Origin of the sequence: Pseudomonas sp. efr-133-TYG-23 (genome assembly GCF_030209215.1) — a bacterium.
Classification (GTDB): domain Bacteria; phylum Pseudomonadota; class Gammaproteobacteria; order Pseudomonadales; family Pseudomonadaceae; genus Aquipseudomonas; species Aquipseudomonas rhodesiae.
In genome coordinates, this window is the sequence record NZ_JARVSL010000041.1 from 1 (window position 1) to 19,258 (window position 19,258).

Consider the following 19,258-nt stretch of genomic DNA (forward strand, 5'->3'; position numbering starts at 1 on the left):
GTTTACCAAGGAGTTTTCCGTTTCGACTGCGCCGGAAGTGGGGCGAATTATAGACAGATATAATTCGCCGTCAACACTTAATTTCAGGATTATTCCGATTTGAGCGTAATACGTGCAAATGCCTTCTTGCCAGCCTGGCAAACATGGGTCGCGCCCAGCTGATATATAAAGGAGCGTTCCACAACCTCACCATCAACTCGCACGCCACCCGATCCCAAAAGATCACGCGCAACCGCCGAGTTCTTCACCAACCCTGCCTTATTAAGGACAGCCGCGATTGGCATGGCCTCAGTCGCAGTCAGCTCAACCTCCGGCAGGTCGTCAGGCAACTCGCCATCCTTCATACGATTGCCCGCAGCACGATGAGCGCTGGCAGCAGCCTCCTCACCATGAAAGCGCGCAACGATCTCTTCGGCCAGCTTGATTTTCACGTCACGAGGATTGACCCCTGCTTCAACCTCAGCACGCAGTGCATTGATCTCATCCATCGAGCGGAAGCTCAACAGTTCGAAGTAGCGCCACATCAACGCATCAGGAATCGACACAAGCTTTCCGTACATCACACCCGGCGCTTCCTGGATGCCCACGTAATTGCCCAAGGACTTGGACATCTTCTTAACACCATCCAACCCCTCCAATAGAGGCATGGTCAGAATGCACTGAGCCTCCTGTCCATAAGCGCGCTGCAGCTCGCGCCCCATCAGGAGATTGAACTTCTGATCCGTACCACCAAGCTCAACGTCCGCGCGCAACGCTACCGAGTCGTAACCCTGAACCAGCGGATAGAGGAACTCGTGGATCGCGATCGGCTGATTGGTGGAGTAGCGCTTGTCAAAATCATCGCGCTCCAGCATGCGTGCCACGGTGTACTGGGAGGTCAGACGGATAAAGTCTGCCGGCCCCATCTGATCCATCCAAGTGGAGTTGAACGCCACTTCGGTCTTGGCTGGGTCGAGAATCTTGAACACTTGGGTTTTGTAGGTCTCGGCATTGTCGAGAACCTGCTCGCGCGTCAACGGAGGGCGCGTCGCGCTCTTGCCACTGGGGTCACCGATCATCCCGGTGAAATCACCTATAAGGAAGATCACCTGGTGCCCCAGCTCTTGGAACTGACGTAGCTTATTAATAAGCACGGTGTGCCCTAGGTGCAGATCCGGCGCCGTCGGATCAAAGCCGGCCTTGATACGCAGGGGCTGGCCACGCTTGAGCTTTTCAATCAGCTCAGCTTCGACCAACAGTTCTTCCGCACCACGTTTTATCAGCGCTAGCTGCTCTTCAACCGACTTCATAACAGACCCGCAAGGCTCAGATTCAAAAGGGAACCAACCATACAAGATCAGGGACTAATTACAAGTTTTGCCCTGCGAACGGACACCGTTCAGCAAGCCCAGCGTTCGCGAGCTTGCGCCACAGATGATTTGGTTATATTTTATACAGTTATTTCATCTTCATCATGTCATTCATCTTTTCCATTTCATCTTTTCAAAGTCAAAATTACCTATGACCACTGAACCGTCTAAAGCGCCGCCGCTTTACCCGAAGACCCACCTGCTCGCCGCAAGTGGTATCGCCGCTCTTCTCAGCCTGGCACTCCTGGTATTCCCTTCCAGTGACGTGGAAGCCAAACGGACGTCTCTGAGCCTTGACTTGGAGACTCCGGCTGAACAACTGACACAAGATCAAGACGCTTCTGAGGTTCAACAAGCCACAAATGCTCCCGTCGAATCACCCTTCGCTCAGATAGAAAGCTCTCCCGAGGACACCCAGCAAGCCGCTCAGAGCCAGCCCGCGCCGGCTGCAACCCCTGCGAAAAACCCGCAACACCGCGAAGTGATCGTTTCTAAAGGTGACACGCTGTCTACCTTGTTCGAAAAGGTTGGCCTCCCGGCCACATCCGTAACCGAAGTGCTTGCCAGCGATAAGCAAGCCAAGCAATTCACTCAGCTCAAACGTGGCCAGAAACTTGAATTCGAACTGACCCCCGATGGCCAACTGAGCAACCTGCACACCAATCTCAGCGACCTGGAAAGTATTACGCTGACCAAGGGCGCTAAAGGTTTTGCCTTCAATCGCATCACCACCAAGCCAGTGATGCGCTCCGCCTATGTTCACGGCGTGATCAACAGCTCACTCTCGCAATCCGCCGCCCGAGCCGGCTTGTCACACAGCATGACCATGGATATGGCCAACGTGTTTGGCTACGACATCGACTTCGCCCAGGACATCCGCCAGGGTGATGAATTCGACGTGATCTACGAGCAAAAAGTCGCTAACGGCAAAGTGGTCGGCACCGGCAACATTCTTTCCGCGCGCTTCACCAATCGCGGCAAAACCTACACCGCTGTGCGCTACACCAACAAACAAGGCAACACCAGCTACTACACCGCTGATGGCAACAGCATGCGCAAGGCCTTCATCCGTACCCCGGTAGACTTCGCGCGCATCAGCTCGCGCTTCTCCATGGGTCGTAAACATCCGATCCTGAACAAGATCCGCGCCCACAAAGGTGTCGACTATGCTGCCCCGCGCGGCACGCCGATTAAGGCTGCCGGCGATGGCAAGGTCTTGCTGGCCGGCCGTCGAGGCGGTTATGGCAACACCGTGATCATCCAACACGGCAACACTTACCGCACGTTGTACGGCCACATGCAAGGGTTCGCCAAAGGCGTGACGACTGGCGGCACCGTGAAGCAAGGCCAGGTCATCGGCTATATCGGCACCACCGGCCTATCCACCGGCCCGCACTTGCATTATGAGTTCCAGGTCAACGGCGTACACGTCGACCCATTGGGCCAGAAGCTGCCGATGGCCGACCCCATCGCCAAGGCCGAGCGCGCACGCTTCATGCAACAGAGCCAACCGCTGATGGCGCGCATGGATCAGGAGCGCTCTACCTTGCTGGCATCGGCGAAGCGCTAAGCGATGCCGCGCTATATTGGAGTGATGTCCGGAACCAGCCTGGATGGCCTGGACATTGCGCTGATCGAACAAGATTCGGCGATCAAGTTGATCGCCACTCACTACATCCCGATGCCAGATACGCTGCGCGCCGACCTCCTGAGCCTGTGCGCCAGCGGGCCGGATGAAATTGCCCGCTCAGCCATCGCCCAACAACACTGGGTATCGCTCGCAGCCCAAGGCATTCATGCCTTGCTGGAACAGCAGGCGCTCAAACCGACGGACATTCGCGCGATCGGCAGCCACGGCCAGACAATTCGCCACGAGCCTTCCCGAGGCTTTACGGTCCAGATCGGCAACCCCGCACTGCTCACTGAATTGACCGGAATCACCGTCGTCAGCGACTTCCGCAGCCGCGATGTGGCTGCGGGCGGCCAAGGCGCGCCTCTGGTACCGGCCTTTCATGAGGCACTATTTGGCGAGCGCACTGGCAGCCGCGCGGTATTGAATGTGGGCGGGTTCAGCAACCTCAGCCTGATCGAGACCGACAAGCCCGTCGCGGGCTTCGACTGCGGACCAGGCAACGTACTGCTGGATGCGTGGATCCATTGGCAACGGGGCGAGCACTTTGACCGTGATGGTCAGTGGGCCGCCAGCGGTAACGTTGAGCAGCAGTTGCTCAGCACACTGCTCAGCGATCCGTTCTTCTTGACCAAGGGCCCGAAAAGCACCGGCCGTGAAGTGTTCAACCTGGATTGGCTGCAACGGCACCTTGCCCGCCTACCGACGTTCGCTCCCCAAGATGTCCAGGCAACCTTGCTGGAACTGACGTCGCTGACCATCGTCGAGTCCCTGCGAGCAGCACAAAGCCACACTGAAACCCTGCTGGTGTGTGGTGGTGGCGCCCATAACACCACGCTGATGAACCGCCTGGCCGATCTACTGCCCTCCACTCACGTCAGTACGACCGCTCCATACGGCGTTGACCCGGACTGGGTAGAGGCCATGGCATTTGCGTGGCTGGCACACTGCTGCCTGGAAGGTATCCCCGCTAACCGCCCAAGCGTCACCGGCGCGCGCGGGCTGAGAATACTCGGCGCGATCTATCCCGCCTGAACCCCAGACAGCAAAACGCCGCTTGGCCGATCAAAGCCAAGCGGCGTTTTTGTATGCGCTATCGATTAGATCGAGAACGAAGACCCGCAACCACAGGTGGTGGTGGCATTAGGGTTTTTGATCACAAAACGCGAGCCTTCCAGACCTTCCTGATAGTCCACCTCAGCGCCAGCCAGGTACTGGAAGCTCATCGGATCGACGACCAGGCTTACACCCTCGCGCTCAACGATGGTGTCGTCATCGGCCACTTCTTCATCGAAGGTAAAACCGTATTGAAACCCTGAACAACCGCCGCCCGTAACGAATACGCGCAGCTTCAAGCGATCATTACCCTCTTCATCGACCAGGCTCTTCACCTTGTGCGCAGCACCGTGGGTGAATTGCAAAGCCGTGGGGGTGAAGGATTCAACGCTCATGCTGATAATCTCCCGGCGTCGCGCCGCCATATGCGTAATGGCGGGCATTATCCGCTTCTCCTAGAAAAGCGGTCAACTATTGTTACGGTATATCAATCTGCTCGGCAGGGCTTAAAAACACAAAAGGCCCGATCAACGGGCCTTTTGCAAAGTAACAGACGCCCTTACGGCAACATGCCCGCATGGGACAAGCCCAGCTTCTCATCTAGGCCAAACAGGATGTTCATGTTCTGTACTGCCTGGCCTGACGCGCCTTTGACCAAGTTATCAATCACCGACAACACCACGACCAAGTCACCGTCCTGCGGGCGATGCACGGCGATCCGGCACACATTGGCACCACGTACGCTGCGGGTTTCCGGATGGCTGCTGGCTGGCATTACGTCGACGAACGGCTCGTTGGCATAGCGTTTTTCAAACAGTGCCTGCAGGTCTACCGAACGATCGGTCACGGTCGCGTAGAGCGTGGAGTGGATACCACGGATCATGGGGGTCAAGTGCGGCACGAAGGTCAGCCCAACGTCCTTACCGGCAGCGCGACGCAGCCCCTGACGGATTTCCGGCAAGTGACGATGCCCTTTTACCGCGTAGGCCTTCATGCTTTCCGACGTCTCGGAGTACAAAGAACCCACCGCGGCGCCGCGCCCCGCGCCACTGACACCTGATTTGCAATCAGCGATCAGACGCGAAGCATCCGCCAGGCCGGCTTCAAGCAACGGCAGGAACCCCAACTGAGTCGCGGTTGGATAGCAACCCGGCACGGCGATCAGGCGCGCCTGCTTGATCTGCTCACGATTGACTTCCGGCAGACCGTACACCGCTTCTTCCAACAACTGCGGTGCGCCGTGAGGCTGACCGTACCACTTGGCCCATTCGTCGGCGTCCTGCAGGCGGAAGTCCGCCGACAGATCGATGACCTTGGTTCCCGCAGCCAGCAACTCGCCAGCCAGTGCATGGGCGACGCCGTGGGGGGTGGCGAAAAAAACCACATCGCAGGCGCCCAAGGTTTGGGTGTCCGGGACGCTGAACGCCAGGCCGTCGTAATGGCCGCGCAGGTTCGGGTACATATCCGCCACAGCCAGGCCGGCCTCGGATCGGGAGGTGATGACCACCACCTCAGCTTGCGGATGCTGAGCCAACAGACGCAGCAATTCGACACCGGTGTAACCCGTGCCGCCGACGATACCGACCTTGACCATAAACCTGCCCTCAACGAACCCACTGGAAAGCCGTCGATAATAGGGGCCGCATCGATCTGCGACAACCGCCAACGTGACGTATGGACGCATCTGCCACTACTATCCTCGCTACCGTGAACCTGGGAATAACTAAAAATGCTCTATCTATGGGTCAAAGCCTTCCACATCGTCAGCATCGTCTGCTGGTTTGCAGCGCTGTTCTATCTGCCACGCCTGTTCGTCTACCACGCTCAAAGCGAGGACACCGTCAGCAAGGAACGCTTCAGCATCATGGAGCGCAAGCTGTACCGCGGCATCATGAATCCGGCGATGCTTGCCAGCCTTGTCTTCGGTATCTGGCTGATCGCGCTGAACCCCGGCATCTTCAGCACGGGCGGCTGGATTCACGCCAAGCTGACCCTGGTCGTGCTGCTGATCGGTTACCACCATATGTGCGGCGCTCAGGTAAAACGTTTTGCCCGTGGCGAAAACACCCGCAGCCATGTCTTTTATCGCTGGTTCAATGAAGTTCCAGTTCTGATATTGCTGGCTGTCGTAATTTTGGTGGTGGTCAAACCGTTCTAACGTCAATCAATCGGGGTACATCCAATGTCGCTGCCCGCTCTGCTCCAACAACGTCTGCGCCTACCCGTGGTGGCTGCGCCGATGTTTCTGATTTCCAACCCACAGCTGGTCCTGGCGTGTTGCCGCAACGGGATCGTCGGCAGCTTTCCGGCGCTCAACCAGCGTGAAAGCAGCGGTTTCAAAGCCTGGCTGGAAGAAATCGAAGCGGGTCTGGCGCAGTTGGATAGCCCCGCGCCCTATGCCGTCAACCTGATCGTGCATGGCAGCAACCCACGCCTTGAGGCCGACTTGGCGATCTGCGTCGAGCACAAAGTGCCGATCGTCATCACTAGCCTTGGCGCGGTCAAAGAGGTGGTGGACGCGGTGCACAGCTACGGCGGCCTGGTGTTTCATGACGTCACTACCCGGCGGCACGCCGAAAAAGCTGCCGAAGCCGGCGTGGATGGCTTGATCGCCGTGGCCGCCGGCGCCGGTGGTCATGCCGGGACCTGGAGCCCGTTCGCGCTGATCGCCGAGATCCGTCAATTCTTCGATAAAACCGTACTGCTGGCAGGCTGCCTCAACCACGGGCATGAGGTTCTCGCTGCTCAAATCATGGGCGCAGACCTGGCCTATCTGGGCACCCGTTTTATCGGCACCACCGAAAGCCACGCTCCGGATGCGTATAAAGAGATGCTGCTCACATCGCGCGCCGCTGACATCGTGCACACTCCCGCTGTCTCCGGCGTGCCTGCAAGCTTTATGCGCCAGAGCCTGGAAAACGCCGGTTTCGACTTAAATGCGTTGCAAGGCAAAGGTGAAGTCAACTTTGGCTCCAAGCTCAAACCGTTGAACGACGAAGCCAAGGCCTGGAAGACTGTTTGGTCCGCCGGCCAAGGTGTCGGTGAGATTGATGATTTACCCAGCGTCGATGAACTCGTTGCCCGCCTGAATGCCGAATACCGCGAGGCGCAAAAACAGGCGACACAGTTACACTGGCCACGCTGAACAACCCTGCAAGGCCCGCGCATTGGCACGGGCCTGCACTCCCCTAATGTTTGAATGACAAGGATGCCCGCATGAGCGACAACCGTTTCAAGATTGTGTTTGATGGAGCCTTGCTCCCGGGTGTCGAAAGCACCACGGCCAAGCTGAACCTGGCCGAACTGTTCAAAAGTGACGTCGAGGCCATCGAAAAACTCTTCACCGGCCGCACCGTCGCGCTCAAACGCGACCTGTCCCGGCCGGACGCCGAAACCTACCTGACCGCGCTGAAAAACGCCGGGGTCGATGCACGCATCGAAGCCGAGCAGCCGCTGGCCTTCAGTCTCGCCGAAACTCACGAAACGGATTCCGGCTCCACCGATTTCTCCAGCCCCGCCGCATCACCGTACGCGCCGCCACGGGCTGCCGTGGGTGACAACCTGCCGGAATATGCCACCCTCAAAGTGTTCACCATCAATGGGCGCATCGGTCGCCTGCGGTACCTGGCATGGACGCTGGTACTGACCGTCGCAATGCTTGTGGCAGCCGGCATCCTGAGCACCGTGGGTTTTGCCGTGGCGACTGCCTCGCCGACTATCGCCATCATCCTCGGCTCGCTGCTGGGTTTCGCGCTATTCGTGGCGCTCGTCGTCGTGAGCGTGCAGATCGGCGTGCAGCGCTTGCACGACCTGGGCTGGTCCGGCTGGTTGTATTTGCTTAACCTCGTTCCGCTGGTCAACAGCGTTTTCCCGCTATTACTGCTGGTATTGCCGGGTAACACAGGCGCCAACCAGTACGGCGCGCCTCCGCCGCGCAACTCCACCGCGGTCAAAGTCCTGGCTTCGCTGTGGCTGGCCTTTATCCCTTTGATGTTGATCATCGTGGTCGGCCTTGGGATGAACGGCTATCTCGATCAACTCGAAAGCAACGTAGACAGCAGCTACGAAAGCAGCTCCATGACATACGACGAGGACGCCGACCAGAGCGGTACCGTCGAGGAAGAAGACACGCAAAGTGCTGACGAAGCGGCCGACCCTGTAGACTCTCCAGATCAGTAAAGAAACGCCCCGTGTCGATGATGCCCCCATCATCGGCACGGGACGTTGCGATGGAGAAACGCATGACCCGTTACGCTCTGATCACCGGTGCCTCCAGTGGCATTGGCCTGGCTTTGGCCGAAGCATTGGCCCGTCGCGGTCGCAGCTTGATTCTGGTGGCCCGCCAGCGTGATCAGTTGGAAAGCATTGCAATCGAATTAACTCAACGCTTTGGCGTAGAGGTGCTGTTTCGCGCCTGTGACCTGGGCGAGCCGCTACGTTTATCCGGGTTTCTGCTGGAGCTTGAAGAAGGCGAGCGGCAGATCGATCTGCTGGTGAACTGCGCCGGCATCGGTACCAGCGGGCCGTTTCTGGCTCAGGACTGGATGACCGAGCAGGATCTGATCGAAGTCAACATCCTCGCCCTGACCCGCATGTGTCACGCCCTGGGGAATGCCATGGCGTTGCAGGGCGGCGGGCAGATTCTCAACGTCGCCTCGATTGCGGCTTTTCAGCCGGGCCCGTGGATGAGCAGTTATTACGCCAGCAAGGCGTATGTGCTGCATTTTTCCGAGGGCCTGCGCGAAGAGCTGAAAAGCTGCGGCATCAAGGTCTCGGTGCTGTGCCCAGGGCCGACGCGCACCGCGTTTTTCGGCACGGCAAACATGGACGCCGCCAAGCTCGAACGCAGTGACCAGTTGATGAGCCCGGAGCAAGTGGCGCTCTACACCGTACGCGCGCTGGAAAAGAACAAAGCCATCATTATTCCCGGGCGACGCAACCGCTGGCTGGCATTCAGCCCTCGATTCAGCCCGCGCTGGCTGGCCCGCAAGATCGCCGGCGCAATCAATAAGGCCTATTGCCCCCGCTGAGCGCCTGAGTACACTCAACCTGCCCTTTCATCATGGAGAAACCGCTGTGGATACTCTGTTCACCAAGATCATCAACAGAGAAATACCCGCGAAGATCATCTACGAAGATGATCAAGTCCTCGCTTTCCACGACATCGCCCCGCAGGCACCGGTGCATTTTCTGGTGATTCCGAAAAAGCCTATCCGTACATTGAACGACCTCACCGAGGCCGATAAAGGTCTGGCCGGCCATATCCTGTTCACAGCCCAGCGCCTAGCCCTGGAGCTGGGTTGCGAAGAAGGTTTCCGCGTGGTCATGAATTGCAATGAGCTGGGCGGACAAACCGTTTATCACATCCATATGCACATCCTGGGTCAGCGCCAGATGAACTGGCCGCCGGGCTGATCGCCCTATAAGCCGGGGTCAAGTCTCAAGGCTGCGACCCCATGCCCTTGATGCAGCGCAAACGCGCCCCTCTCTCTTGCGGTAAACTGGCCGCCGAGATTCTTCCCGGAGGTCAGCATGACTACCCAACGTCACTACTCGCCGATTGACCGTCTGTTGCTGCAAGCCGATACGGCCATGCGCACGCTGCTGCCCTTCAGCGGCCAACCTTACCGTCCATCTCCCGCTCTGCTGCAGCCCGATGTGCAGATGAACGAGGCCGACACCCGTCACGTCGCCGGTTTGATGCGCATCAACCATACCGGCGAAGTGTGTGCCCAGGCGCTGTATCAGGGCCAGGCGCTGACCGCCAAGCTGCCGCAAGTGCGCGCGGCCATGGAACATGCGGCAGAGGAAGAAATCGACCACCTGGCGTGGTGCGAACAGCGCATCCGTCAACTGGGCAGCCACCCTAGCGTGCTGAACCCGCTGTTCTACGGCTTATCGTTTGGCATCGGCGCCGTGGCGGGCCTGGTCAGCGACAAGGTCAGCCTGGGTTTCGTCGCGGCCACGGAACATCAGGTGTGCAAGCATCTGGACGAGCATCTGGAACAACTGCCCAGTGAAGACGACAAGTCCCGCGCCATTCTTGAACAGATGCGCGTCGACGAAGAACACCACGCCGAAAGCGCCCTGGACGCCGGCGGCTTCCGCTTCCCGGCACCGGTACGCTTCGGCATGAGCCTGCTGGCCAAGGTCATGACCAAAAGCACGTACCGCATCTGACCCAAACGGCAGACGCAAAAAAGGGCGCTTTCAAAGCGCCCTTTTCTTTGGTCGACGGGTTATCAACCCAACTCGACGATCTCGTAATCATGGGTAATGGCCACACCGGCCGCGCCCAACATGATCGACGCCGAGCAGTATTTTTCGGCCGACAATTCGATGGCACGTTTGACCTGAGCCTCTTTCAACCCCCGGCCTTTCACCACGAAGTGCATATGGATCTTGGTGAAGACCTTCGGATCTTCGCTGGCGCGCTCTGCGTCTAGGAAGGCTTCGCAGCTTTCTACGGCCTGACGGGATTTTTTCAGGATGCTGACCACATCGAAATTGCTGCAACCACCTACACCCAGCAGGAGCATTTCCATCGGGCGTACACCCAGGTTACGGCCACCGGCTTCCGGCGGGCCATCCATGACCACCACATGGCCACTGCCCGACTCACCGAGGAACATGGCTTCGCCCGCCCATTGGATGCGTGCCTTCATCGCCCAGACTCCACTGCTTAAAAAGGGTCGCCAGCTTAGCACAGGGGCCGATCACGGCAGTGCATCCCATGAAAGTGAATCGATAACAGGGTTTGCTCGGTAAATTCCCTAATCGAGTCAGAATGTGTCTGTTAAGCTGGCGTCAAATCGATGGCTCATTGCCACACTTTATCCAGCTTGTCTCTGTGCCGATACGCTGCATACAACAACGCCAACCCCTTTGCGACGCCTTTTCGGGATACAACCATGGTTGCCCTTACTCCCATACCCAAGATCAAGAACATAGACAAGTTGCTGATGCACTGCCAACGCCGACGTTATCCGGCCAAGCACAACATCATCTGTGCCGGCGAGCGTTCCGAAACGCTGTTCTTTATCGTCAAGGGTTCCGTCACCATCCTGATCGAGGATGAAGATGGCCGGGAAATGATCATTGCCTACCTCAACACAGGGGACTTTTTCGGCGAACTGGGCCTGTTCGAACAGGCCGGCAAGGAACAGGAACGCAGCGCCTGGGTGCGCGCGAAGGTGGAATGCGACGTGGCCGAGATCAGTTACGCCAAATTCCGCGAACTGGCGCAACACGATCCCGATATTCTTTACGCCCTCAGCGGCCAGATTGCCCAACGCCTGCGCGACACCACGCGCAAGGTCGGCGACTTGGCGTTCTTCGACGTCACCGGGCGCGTGGCCCGTTGCCTGCTGGAGTTGTGCAAGCAGCCGGATGCCATGACCCACCCCGATGGCATGCAGATTAAAGTCACGCGCCAGGAAATCGGGCGCATTGTCGGTTGTTCGAGGGAAATGGTCGGTCGCGTACTCAAGGACTTGGAAGAACGCAACCTGGTGCACGTCAAAGGCAAGACGATGGTGGTGTTCGGCACTCGCTAGACCGGCATGAAGCTGGCCAGCATCTGGCGGTACAGCGTGTCCAATCGACTGATGGCATCCGGCGCAGGGAACGCCTCATGCAAGGCGATGTGACGGTCGGCCCGGACTCGCTGCTCCAGCCCACAGGCTTGGTTGAAGCGATTGACCGCCGCGATCAGTTCTTCGCGATCGTTTTCCAGCAACAGCGCCCCATGCACCAGCCCCACCGGGCGGCCGCCGCTCTGGCGCCAGCGCTGGGCAGTGCCGACCATTTTGCGGCCATTGAGGTTGACGTTGTAACGACCGTCACAGAAGGCACCTTCGATTTCCCCGACGGAGGCGTCGCCGCCCAGCTCGATCAACAGATCGCAGATCGGCTGGCACAAACGCTGGTAACCGGTCTCGATGCGATTCTGATCGCCTTCGCTGCGTGGTGGAGCATAGACCAGCGCAATGTTGACCGTAGCGCTGGACTGGGGCACCGGTTCGCCGCCGGTTTCGCGCAAGAGCACCGGCCAACCGGCATCCGCAGACACGCGACTGGCGACATCGAAAGCAGGCAATCTGCTCAAGCGGCGTGGCATCACCAATGCCTGATCGCTGGGCTGCCAGAACAACAACCCAAACGCCTGCTCACCCGCGCAAACGGCGGCCAATAAGGCTTGCTCCGCGGCAAGACCTGCTTCAACACGCATCGACACTGGCTGGATCAACGAGCACCTACCTATCTGAACAAACACAAACTCAAATGTGAGAGGGGGCTTGCCCCCGATAGCGGGATGTCAGTCAAGGATGCTCCCACTGAATCGCCGCCATCGGGGGCAAGCCCCCTCCCCCACTTTGATCGCGTTTCAAATCAATCGAGGGTGGAACCGCTGACCGGTACACCACGCTCCGGGAAGAACAAGCGCTGCAATTCCGCCCCTGGATTCTCAGCGCGCATGAACGCCTCGCCGACCAGGAAAGAGTACACATTGCTGATTTCCATCAGTTCCACGTCCGCGCGGTTGAGGATGCCGCTTTCGGTCACCACCAAACGGTCGCGCGGAATACGCGGCAGCAGGTCGAGGGTGGTTTCCAGGCTGACTTCAAAGGTATGCAGGTTACGGTTGTTGACCCCCACCAGCGGTGTGTCGAGGGTTTTCAACGCACGTTCCAGCTCATCGCCATCGTGCACTTCCACCAGCACATCCAGGCCGACGCTTTTGGCCACGGCAGCCAGTTCGGCCATCTTCACGTCATCCAGCGCGGAAACGATCAACAGCACACAGTCGGCGCCCAAGGCACGGGCTTCGACGATCTGGTACGGGTCGACCATGAAATCCTTGCGGATCACCGGCAACTTGCACGCGGCGCGAGCCTGTTGCAGGAACAGGTCGGCGCCTTGGAAGTAGTCGATATCGGTGAGCACGGACAGGCATGTCGCCCCGCCCTTTTCGTAGCTGACGGCGATCTCGGCAGGCACGAAGTGCTCACGGATCACGCCTTTGCTCGGCGAGGCCTTTTTGATCTCGGCGATCACCGCCGGCTGCTTCTTTTTGGCCTGATCGATCAAAGCCTTGGCGAACCCACGCGGCGCATCCGCAGCTTTCGCTTGGGTCTCCAGTTCAGCCAGGCTGACACGGGCGCGGCGCTCGGCGACTTCTTCTGCCTTGCGGGCCAGGATCTTTTCCAGAACGGTCGGCACGCTCATCCTTCATTCTCCATCTTGAATACGGCAGTGAATGCTCCCAGCTCTTCGAGCTTCTCGCGAGCCAGACCGGTGTGCAGTGCATCGTGGGCCAATTCGACACCTTCCTTAAGACTATAGGCATGGTCTGCTGCGTAAAGTGCCGCGCCAGCATTCAGAACAATCATCTCCGCAGCCTTTTGGCCGTTTTCGGTCTTACGACGCCCCAAAGCATCACGAATCAGTTCCAACGATGCCGCCGGGCTTTCCACCGCCAGGCCGTGCAGGCTTTGGCTCTTCATGCCCAAGTCTTCAGGCTCGACCCAATATTCGGTGACTTGATCATTCTTGAGCTCGGCGACAAAGGTCGGCGCCGCCAGGCTGAACTCGTCCAGGCCATCCTTGGAATGCACCACCAGCACATGCTTGCTGCCCAAGCGCTGCAGCACTTCTGCCAATGGCCGGCACAACGCTTGGCTGAACACCCCAACCACCTGATGCTTTACACCGGCCGGATTCGTAAGCGGGCCGAGCATGTTGAAGAGTGTGCGCAGGCCCAGGTCTTTACGTGGGCCTGCGGCGTGCTTCATCGCACCGTGGTGGGACTGGGCAAACATAAAGCCGATGCCGACGCTGTCGATGCAGCGCGCCACTTGTACCGGGGTCAGGTTCAGGTAGATCCCGGCCGCTTCGAGCAAGTCGGCGCTGCCGCTCTTGCCGGACACCGCACGGTTGCCGTGCTTGGCCACAGTGCAACCCGCCGCCGCCACGACAAAAGACGAAGCCGTCGATACGTTGAAAATATTCGCGCCGTCACCACCGGTGCCGACCACATCCACCACGCCGTCGAGGGTCTTGAGTTCGACCTTGTCCGCCAGCTCGCGCATCACCGACACGGCACCGACGATCTCGTCGATGCTCTCGCTCTTCATGCGCATGGCCATCATAAAGGCGCCGATCTGCGCGTCGGTGCATTGACCGGTCATGATCTCACGCATCACATCGCTCATTTCAGCGGTGCTCAGGTCCAGATGGCCGACGATACGGCTCAGGGCAGTCTTGATATCCATGGAAAGTCCTTAGCGCGTGCCGCCGCTCTGCTTGAGAAAGTTAGCGAACAGCTCGTAGCCCTGCTCGGTGAGGATCGACTCGGGATGGAATTGCACCCCTTCGACATTCAGTGTTTTGTGGCGCAGCCCCATGATCTCGTCGACGGAGCCGTCTTCCAGCTGAGTCCAGGCGGTCAGTTCCAGGCACTCCGGCAAAGTCTCGCGCTTGACTACCAGCGAATGGTAGCGAGTGACCGTCACCGGCAGGTTCAGGCCCTGGAAAACACCCACATTGTTATGAAACACCGGGCTGGTCTTGCCGTGCATCACCTGGCGCGCGCGCACCACATCACCGCCAAAGGCCTGGCCGATAGACTGGTGCCCCAGGCACACGCCCAGGATCGGCAGCTTGCCGGCGAAATACTTAATGGCTTCGAGGGAAATACCCGCCTCGGTCGGCGTGCAAGGGCCTGGCGAAACCACGATGCGTTCGGGGTTCAGCGCGGCAATTTCAGCCACGGTCAGTTCGTCGTTGCGCACCACCTTGACCTCGGCACCCAGCTCGCCCAGGTACTGCACCACGTTGTAGGTAAAGGAGTCGTAGTTATCAATCATCAGCAACATGGGGGAACCTCAGGAATTGGGGGTCTGTTCGGCCAGCGCCACAGCGCGGAACATTGCGCGGCGCTTGTTCAAGGTTTCTTCCCATTCGAGGGCCGGCACCGAGTCGGCGACGATTCCGCCACCGGCCTGTACATGCAGCTCCCCGTCCTTGATCACCGCGGTGCGGATCGCAATCGCGGTGTCCATGTTGCCATTCCAGGCGAAATAGCCAACCGCACCGCCGTACACGCCGCGTTTGACCGGTTCCAGCTCATCGATGATTTCCATCGCACGGATCTTCGGCGCCCCCGATAACGTACCTGCCGGCAGAATCGCCCGCAGTGCGTCCATCGCGGTCAGCCCGGCTTTCAACTCGCCGGTAACGTTGGACACGATGTGCATCACGTTGGAATAGCGCTCGATCACCATCTTCTCGGTGAGTTTGACCGAACCGATTTCCGAGACGCGCCCGGTGTCGTTGCGGCCCAGGTCGATCAGCATCAGGTGCTCGGCGATTTCCTTGTCGTCGCTCAGCAGGTCTTCTTCCAGGGCCAGATCCGCTTCTTCGGTCGCGCCGCGCGGACGCGTGCCGGCAATCGGGCGCACGGTGATCAGGTTGTCTTCGACGCGCACCAGCACCTCCGGCGAACTGCCCACCACGTGGAAGTCACCGAAGTTGAAGAAGTACATGTACGGCGTCGGGTTGAAGCAGCGCAGCGCGCGATACAGATCGATCGGCGCCGCCTTGAAGTCGATGGACATGCGCTGCGACGGCACTACCTGCATGCAGTCACCAGCGAGGATGTATTCCTTGATGGTGTCGACCGCACGCTCGTAGTCATCCTGGGTGAAACTGGAGCGGAACACCGGGTCGGCCGCCGGCGGCCGGCTGAGGTCCAGGCCGCGACGCGGAGTGATTGGCTGGCGCAGCTTTTCCAGCAGCGCTTCGAGGCTGGCCAGGCCTTGCTCGAACGCGTCCGCCTGGGCCGGGTCGGCGAGGACAATGGCGTGCATCTTGCCGGCGAGGTTATCGAACACCACCACCGCGTCGGAGACCATCAGCAGAATGTCCGGCACGCCCAAAGGATCGGGGTTCGGGCACTTGCCCAGGCGTTGCTCCACATAGCGCACGCAGTCGTAGCCGAAATACCCCACCAGGCCACCGTTGAAACGCGGCAGGCCGGCGATGGTCGGCACGTTATAGCGCGCCTTGAACGCTTCGACGAAGGCCAACGGGTCTTCTACGTCGTGACTTTCGACTTCGACGCCATCGTGGGTAATGCTGATGTGATGGTCGTAAACCCGCAGCACGGTGCGGCACGGCAGGCCGATGATCGAGTAACGGCCCCATTTCTCGCCGCCCTGCACCGACTCCAACAGGTAGGAGTTGGGGGCGTCGGCCAGTTTCAGGTAGATCGACAGCGGCGTATCGAAGTCGGCCAGGGTTTCGCAGGCCAGGGGGATGCGGTTATAGCCGGCAGCGGCCAAACGCAGGAATTCTTCACGGATCATGAGGTGCCTCGTGGTGTGAGGGTCTAACAGTCAGGTAGGCAAACGTGCCGCACAGGTGCGGCCAGGATCAGTCAGGCGCGCCAACGCCAGCGGGCCAGGGCCTTGATGACTTTCATCCAGAGTTTGCGAGTGACCACCACGATGGAATTTCCAGAAGGGGACGGATCGGTGTCGGGCAACGTTATCTCAGCGCCCGCTCCCAAGCAACCGGGGATTAGCAGTCGCAGGTCATCGATCACCAATGTCGGCGATTCTTCGGCAATCGGCCGACCATGGTTATAGCCGTAACTGAGCGCCACACACTGCACGCCGGCCGCCTTGGCCGCCAGCACGTCATTGCGCGAATCGCCGACGAACAATGACTGGGAGGCCGGGATATTGGCCATTTTCATCACGAAAAACAGCGCCGCTGGGTCGGGTTTTTTCTGTGGCAAGGTATCGCCGCCGATGATCCAGCGGAAATAACGACCGATTTTCATCTGGTCCAGCAATGGCGCAACAAAGCGCTCCGGCTTGTTGGTGATCAGGGCCATTTCCACGCCCTGTTTGCTCAACCATTTGAGGGTGTCTCGCACGCCGGGGTAGACCACCGTAAGTTCGTGGCTGCCTTCATAGGCTTCATTGAACAATTCCAGTGCCCGCTCGGCCTCGACCTCATCGACACCCTGGGCATCGATGTGATTGGCCAGGGCCCGACGCACCAGCATCTGCGCGCCGTTACCAACCCATTCGCGCACCGCTTCGATGCCCACCGGCTTGCGCCCCAGTTTGAGCAGCATGTGGTCCACCGCCGCTGCCAGGTCGGGCACCGAATCGATCAAAGTACCGTCCAGATCGAACATCACCAGCCGTGGCAATTTGCCGGGGAACAACTGCTCAAAGCCGCTCATGGACGCGCCAGCGCCAGTTCAGCGCGCATCTTAGCGATAACTTCCTGATAGTCCGGGGCATTGAAGATCGCCGAGCCGGCCACAAAGGTGTCAGCGCCGGCAGCGGCGATTTCGCGAATGTTGTTGACGTTCACCCCACCGTCGATTTCCAGGCGGATATCACGGCCGGAGGCGTCGATCAGTGCACGGGCTTCGCGCAGCTTGTCGAGGGTGCCGGGGATGAACTTCTGCCCGCCGAAGCCAGGGTTGACGCTCATCAGCAACACCATATCGACCTTGTCCATCACGTACTTGAGCACGTCCAGCGGCGTCGCCGGGTTGAACACCAGGCCGGCCTTGCAGCCGCCTTCGCGGATCAGTTGCAAGGTGCGGTCGACGTGCAGCGAGGCTTCCGGGTGGAAGGTGATGTAAGTGGCGCCGGCTTCAACGAAGTCGCCGATGATGCGATCCACCGGGCTGACCATCAGGTGCGCGTCGATAGGCGCGGTGATGCCGTACTTGCGCAGCGCCGCGCAGACCATCGGGCCGATGGTCAGGTTGGGCACATAGTGGTTGTCCATAACATCAAAGTGGACGAAGTCGGCGCCGGCGGCCAGTACCTTGTCCACTTCTTCGCCCAGGCGGGCGAAGTCGGCGGAGAGAATCGATGGAGCAATGACGAAGGGCTGCATGACGCACCTTTTCTGAGCTAAATCACGATGGCGCGCATTGTATACCTCATGCTTTGTCCCGCGCACCGTGACCTGGCTCAATGGCTAGTAGGCGGCTCGGTAGATTTTCTCGATGTCAGCCGCGCTGAGCTTGCGCGGGTTGTTGCGCATCAAGCGCTCAATACCTGCCGCCTCCGCAGCCATGGCGGGGATGGCATCTTCGGTTACCCCGAAACTGCGCAGCCCGGAGGGGATCTCCACATCGGCGCACAGGCGCATCATCGCCTCGACGGCCTGATCGGCGGCAGCGTTGACACTCAAGCCGGCCACATTCACGCCCATGGCCTCGGCGATGTCGCGCATGCGTTCGACGCATGCCAACTTATTCCACTGCATCACGTAGGGCAGCAGCAACGAGTTACTCACGCCGTGACCGACGTTGTAGCGCCCGCCCAGCGGGTACGCCAAGGCATGCACCGCGCCCACGCCGGCGTTACCGAAGGCCATGCCGGCCATCAGGCTGGCGGTGGCCATGTCGTCACGAGCCTTCAGGTCAACCGGGTTGGCGTAGGCCTTGGGCAGCGCGTTGACGATCAGCTTGATCGCGCCAATGGCAAGCGCATCGGTGATCGGCGAGGCATTGAGCGACAAGTAGGATTCGATCGCGTGTACCAGTGCATCCACGCCGCTGGCGGCGGTGACGCTGCGCGGGCAGGTCAGGGTCATTTGCGGGCTGATCAGCGCGACATCCGGCAACAGGTAATCGCTGACGATGCCTTTTTTCAACTGGGCGGCCTTGTCCGAGAGGATCGCCACATTGGTCACCTCCGAGCCGGTGCCGGCGGTGGTGGGAATCGCGATCAGCGGCGGGCCCTTGCGCGGCACCTGGTCGACGCCGAACAAATCCGCCAACGCACCGTGATATCCGGCGTAGGCAGCCACGCTTTTGGCAATGTCGATGGCGCTGCCACCGCCCACGCCAATCAAACCGTCGTGCCCGCCGTCGCGGTACGCCTGCATGCAGTCTTCGACAATGGCGATTTCCGGGTCGGGTTTTACGCGGTCGAAAATCTCATAGCTGCGCCCGCCCAAATGCTCCAGAGCCAGCGCCACCGTGCCGGACTGGACCAGTGCGGCATCGGTGACAATCAGTGGGTTATCCACATCCAGGCGCGTCAGCTCGGCGGCCAGTTGCTCGATGGCACCGGCGCCGGTCAGCAGTTTGTGGGCGATCTTGAATGAGGAAGAACTCATGTGCGCGGCCTCTTTTTGATGGATGGGCTGGCACAAGAGTAGCTGACTGAAACAGGTTGTC

At 59.5% G+C, this 19,258-nt stretch carries 21 protein-coding genes; 9 read left to right on the forward strand and 12 right to left on the reverse strand.

The annotated features are described in order from the left end of the window. Positions 1-89: 89 nt before the first annotated feature. On the reverse strand, positions 90-1,289 hold the full coding sequence (gene tyrS, locus QRN41_RS24030; RefSeq protein WP_167417609.1) for a tyrosine--tRNA ligase: 1,200 nt from the start codon (positions 1,287-1,289) through the stop codon (positions 90-92). A gap of 211 nt (positions 1,290-1,500) precedes the next feature. Between tyrS and QRN41_RS24035 the strand changes: the two genes are divergently transcribed. Together QRN41_RS24035 and QRN41_RS24040 are read left to right on the forward strand one after the other, a co-directional pair. Beyond that, positions 1,501-2,919, forward strand: coding sequence for a peptidoglycan DD-metalloendopeptidase family protein (locus tag QRN41_RS24035; protein ID WP_167417610.1), 1,419 nt, complete (start codon positions 1,501-1,503; stop codon positions 2,917-2,919). A 3-nt stretch (positions 2,920-2,922) separates the two neighbouring features. Next, positions 2,923-4,014 (forward strand): anhydro-N-acetylmuramic acid kinase, encoded by a 1,092-nt coding sequence (locus QRN41_RS24040; protein ID WP_034139523.1) that lies wholly within the window; start codon positions 2,923-2,925, stop codon positions 4,012-4,014. Between the two features lie 65 nt (positions 4,015-4,079). Here the strand turns inward: QRN41_RS24040 and erpA are convergent, their stop codons facing one another. Together erpA and argC are read right to left on the reverse strand one after the other, a co-directional pair. Beyond that, positions 4,080-4,430 (reverse strand): iron-sulfur cluster insertion protein ErpA, encoded by a 351-nt coding sequence (gene erpA, locus QRN41_RS24045; RefSeq protein WP_007906865.1) that lies wholly within the window; start codon positions 4,428-4,430, stop codon positions 4,080-4,082. A 164-nt stretch (positions 4,431-4,594) separates the two neighbouring features. Beyond that, on the reverse strand, positions 4,595-5,629 hold the full coding sequence (gene argC / locus QRN41_RS24050) for an N-acetyl-gamma-glutamyl-phosphate reductase (RefSeq protein ID WP_285422200.1): 1,035 nt from the start codon (positions 5,627-5,629) through the stop codon (positions 4,595-4,597). A 135-nt stretch (positions 5,630-5,764) separates the two neighbouring features. On the opposite strand from argC, the gene hemJ reads away from it, so the two are divergent. The 6 genes from hemJ to coq7 all read left to right on the forward strand — a co-directional run bounded on the left by hemJ (position 5,765) and on the right by coq7 (position 10,215). Beyond that, on the forward strand, positions 5,765-6,193 hold the full coding sequence (gene hemJ, locus QRN41_RS24055; RefSeq protein WP_094064192.1) for a protoporphyrinogen oxidase HemJ: 429 nt from the start codon (positions 5,765-5,767) through the stop codon (positions 6,191-6,193). Positions 6,194-6,217: 24 nt separating this feature from the next. Beyond that, positions 6,218-7,180 (forward strand): NAD(P)H-dependent flavin oxidoreductase, encoded by a 963-nt coding sequence (locus QRN41_RS24060; protein WP_167417611.1) that lies wholly within the window; start codon positions 6,218-6,220, stop codon positions 7,178-7,180. A gap of 71 nt (positions 7,181-7,251) precedes the next feature. Further along, positions 7,252-8,214: a DUF805 domain-containing protein gene (locus QRN41_RS24065; protein WP_167417612.1), complete on the forward strand. Its 963-nt coding sequence runs from the start codon at positions 7,252-7,254 to the stop codon at positions 8,212-8,214. A gap of 62 nt (positions 8,215-8,276) precedes the next feature. Further along, positions 8,277-9,065 carry an SDR family NAD(P)-dependent oxidoreductase gene (locus QRN41_RS24070; RefSeq protein WP_047882516.1) on the forward strand — a complete coding sequence of 263 codons (789 nt, stop codon included), beginning with the start codon at positions 8,277-8,279 and terminating at the stop codon, positions 9,063-9,065. Positions 9,066-9,111: 46 nt separating this feature from the next. Further along, on the forward strand, positions 9,112-9,450 hold the full coding sequence (locus tag QRN41_RS24075; RefSeq protein WP_167417613.1) for a histidine triad nucleotide-binding protein: 339 nt from the start codon (positions 9,112-9,114) through the stop codon (positions 9,448-9,450). 117 nt (positions 9,451-9,567) lie between these two features. Beyond that, the gene (gene coq7, locus QRN41_RS24080; RefSeq protein WP_083377941.1) at positions 9,568-10,215 is read left to right on the forward strand and encodes a 2-polyprenyl-3-methyl-6-methoxy-1,4-benzoquinone monooxygenase; all 648 of its coding nucleotides are present in this window, start codon (positions 9,568-9,570) and stop codon (positions 10,213-10,215) included. 62 nt (positions 10,216-10,277) lie between these two features. Here coq7 and QRN41_RS24085 read toward each other — a convergent pair whose 3' ends face one another. Beyond that, entirely contained in the window at positions 10,278-10,700 is a 423-nt protein-coding gene (locus tag QRN41_RS24085) for an OsmC family protein (RefSeq protein WP_034101039.1), read from the reverse strand. A gap of 246 nt (positions 10,701-10,946) precedes the next feature. On the opposite strand from QRN41_RS24085, the gene crp reads away from it, so the two are divergent. After that, positions 10,947-11,591 carry a cAMP-activated global transcriptional regulator CRP gene (gene crp, locus QRN41_RS24090; protein ID WP_034101041.1) on the forward strand — a complete coding sequence of 215 codons (645 nt, stop codon included), beginning with the start codon at positions 10,947-10,949 and terminating at the stop codon, positions 11,589-11,591. Here the strand turns inward: crp and QRN41_RS24095 are convergent. From QRN41_RS24095 to QRN41_RS24130, 8 genes are all read right to left on the reverse strand, one after another. Further along, positions 11,588-12,283, reverse strand: a complete 696-nt coding sequence (locus QRN41_RS24095; RefSeq protein WP_040267161.1) for a lipoate--protein ligase family protein — start codon at positions 12,281-12,283, stop codon at positions 11,588-11,590. The genes crp and QRN41_RS24095 overlap by 4 nt on opposite strands. A gap of 143 nt (positions 12,284-12,426) precedes the next feature. Beyond that, entirely contained in the window at positions 12,427-13,263 is an 837-nt protein-coding gene (gene trpC, locus QRN41_RS24100; protein WP_040267160.1) for an indole-3-glycerol phosphate synthase TrpC, read from the reverse strand. After that, positions 13,260-14,309 (reverse strand): anthranilate phosphoribosyltransferase, encoded by a 1,050-nt coding sequence (trpD, locus tag QRN41_RS24105; protein WP_034115267.1) that lies wholly within the window; start codon positions 14,307-14,309, stop codon positions 13,260-13,262. Before trpD ends, trpC begins: the two co-directional genes overlap by 4 nt. A 9-nt stretch (positions 14,310-14,318) precedes the next feature. Beyond that, positions 14,319-14,912, reverse strand: coding sequence for an aminodeoxychorismate/anthranilate synthase component II (locus QRN41_RS24110; RefSeq protein ID WP_034101046.1), 594 nt, complete (start codon positions 14,910-14,912; stop codon positions 14,319-14,321). 9 nt (positions 14,913-14,921) lie between these two features. Continuing rightward, complete coding sequence (trpE, locus tag QRN41_RS24115) at positions 14,922-16,403, reverse strand: anthranilate synthase component I (RefSeq protein WP_034101048.1); 1,482 nt, start codon at positions 16,401-16,403, stop codon at positions 14,922-14,924. Positions 16,404-16,474: 71 nt separating this feature from the next. Beyond that, positions 16,475-17,293 carry a phosphoglycolate phosphatase gene (locus QRN41_RS24120; protein ID WP_034139534.1) on the reverse strand — a complete coding sequence of 273 codons (819 nt, stop codon included), beginning with the start codon at positions 17,291-17,293 and terminating at the stop codon, positions 16,475-16,477. Beyond that, positions 17,290-17,964, reverse strand: a complete 675-nt coding sequence (gene rpe, locus QRN41_RS24125; RefSeq protein ID WP_034101050.1) for a ribulose-phosphate 3-epimerase — start codon at positions 17,962-17,964, stop codon at positions 17,290-17,292. Before rpe ends, QRN41_RS24120 begins: the two co-directional genes overlap by 4 nt. Before the next feature lie 84 nt (positions 17,965-18,048). Then, complete coding sequence (locus QRN41_RS24130) at positions 18,049-19,197, reverse strand: iron-containing alcohol dehydrogenase (protein ID WP_236217959.1); 1,149 nt, start codon at positions 19,195-19,197, stop codon at positions 18,049-18,051. Positions 19,198-19,258 lie beyond the last annotated feature (61 nt).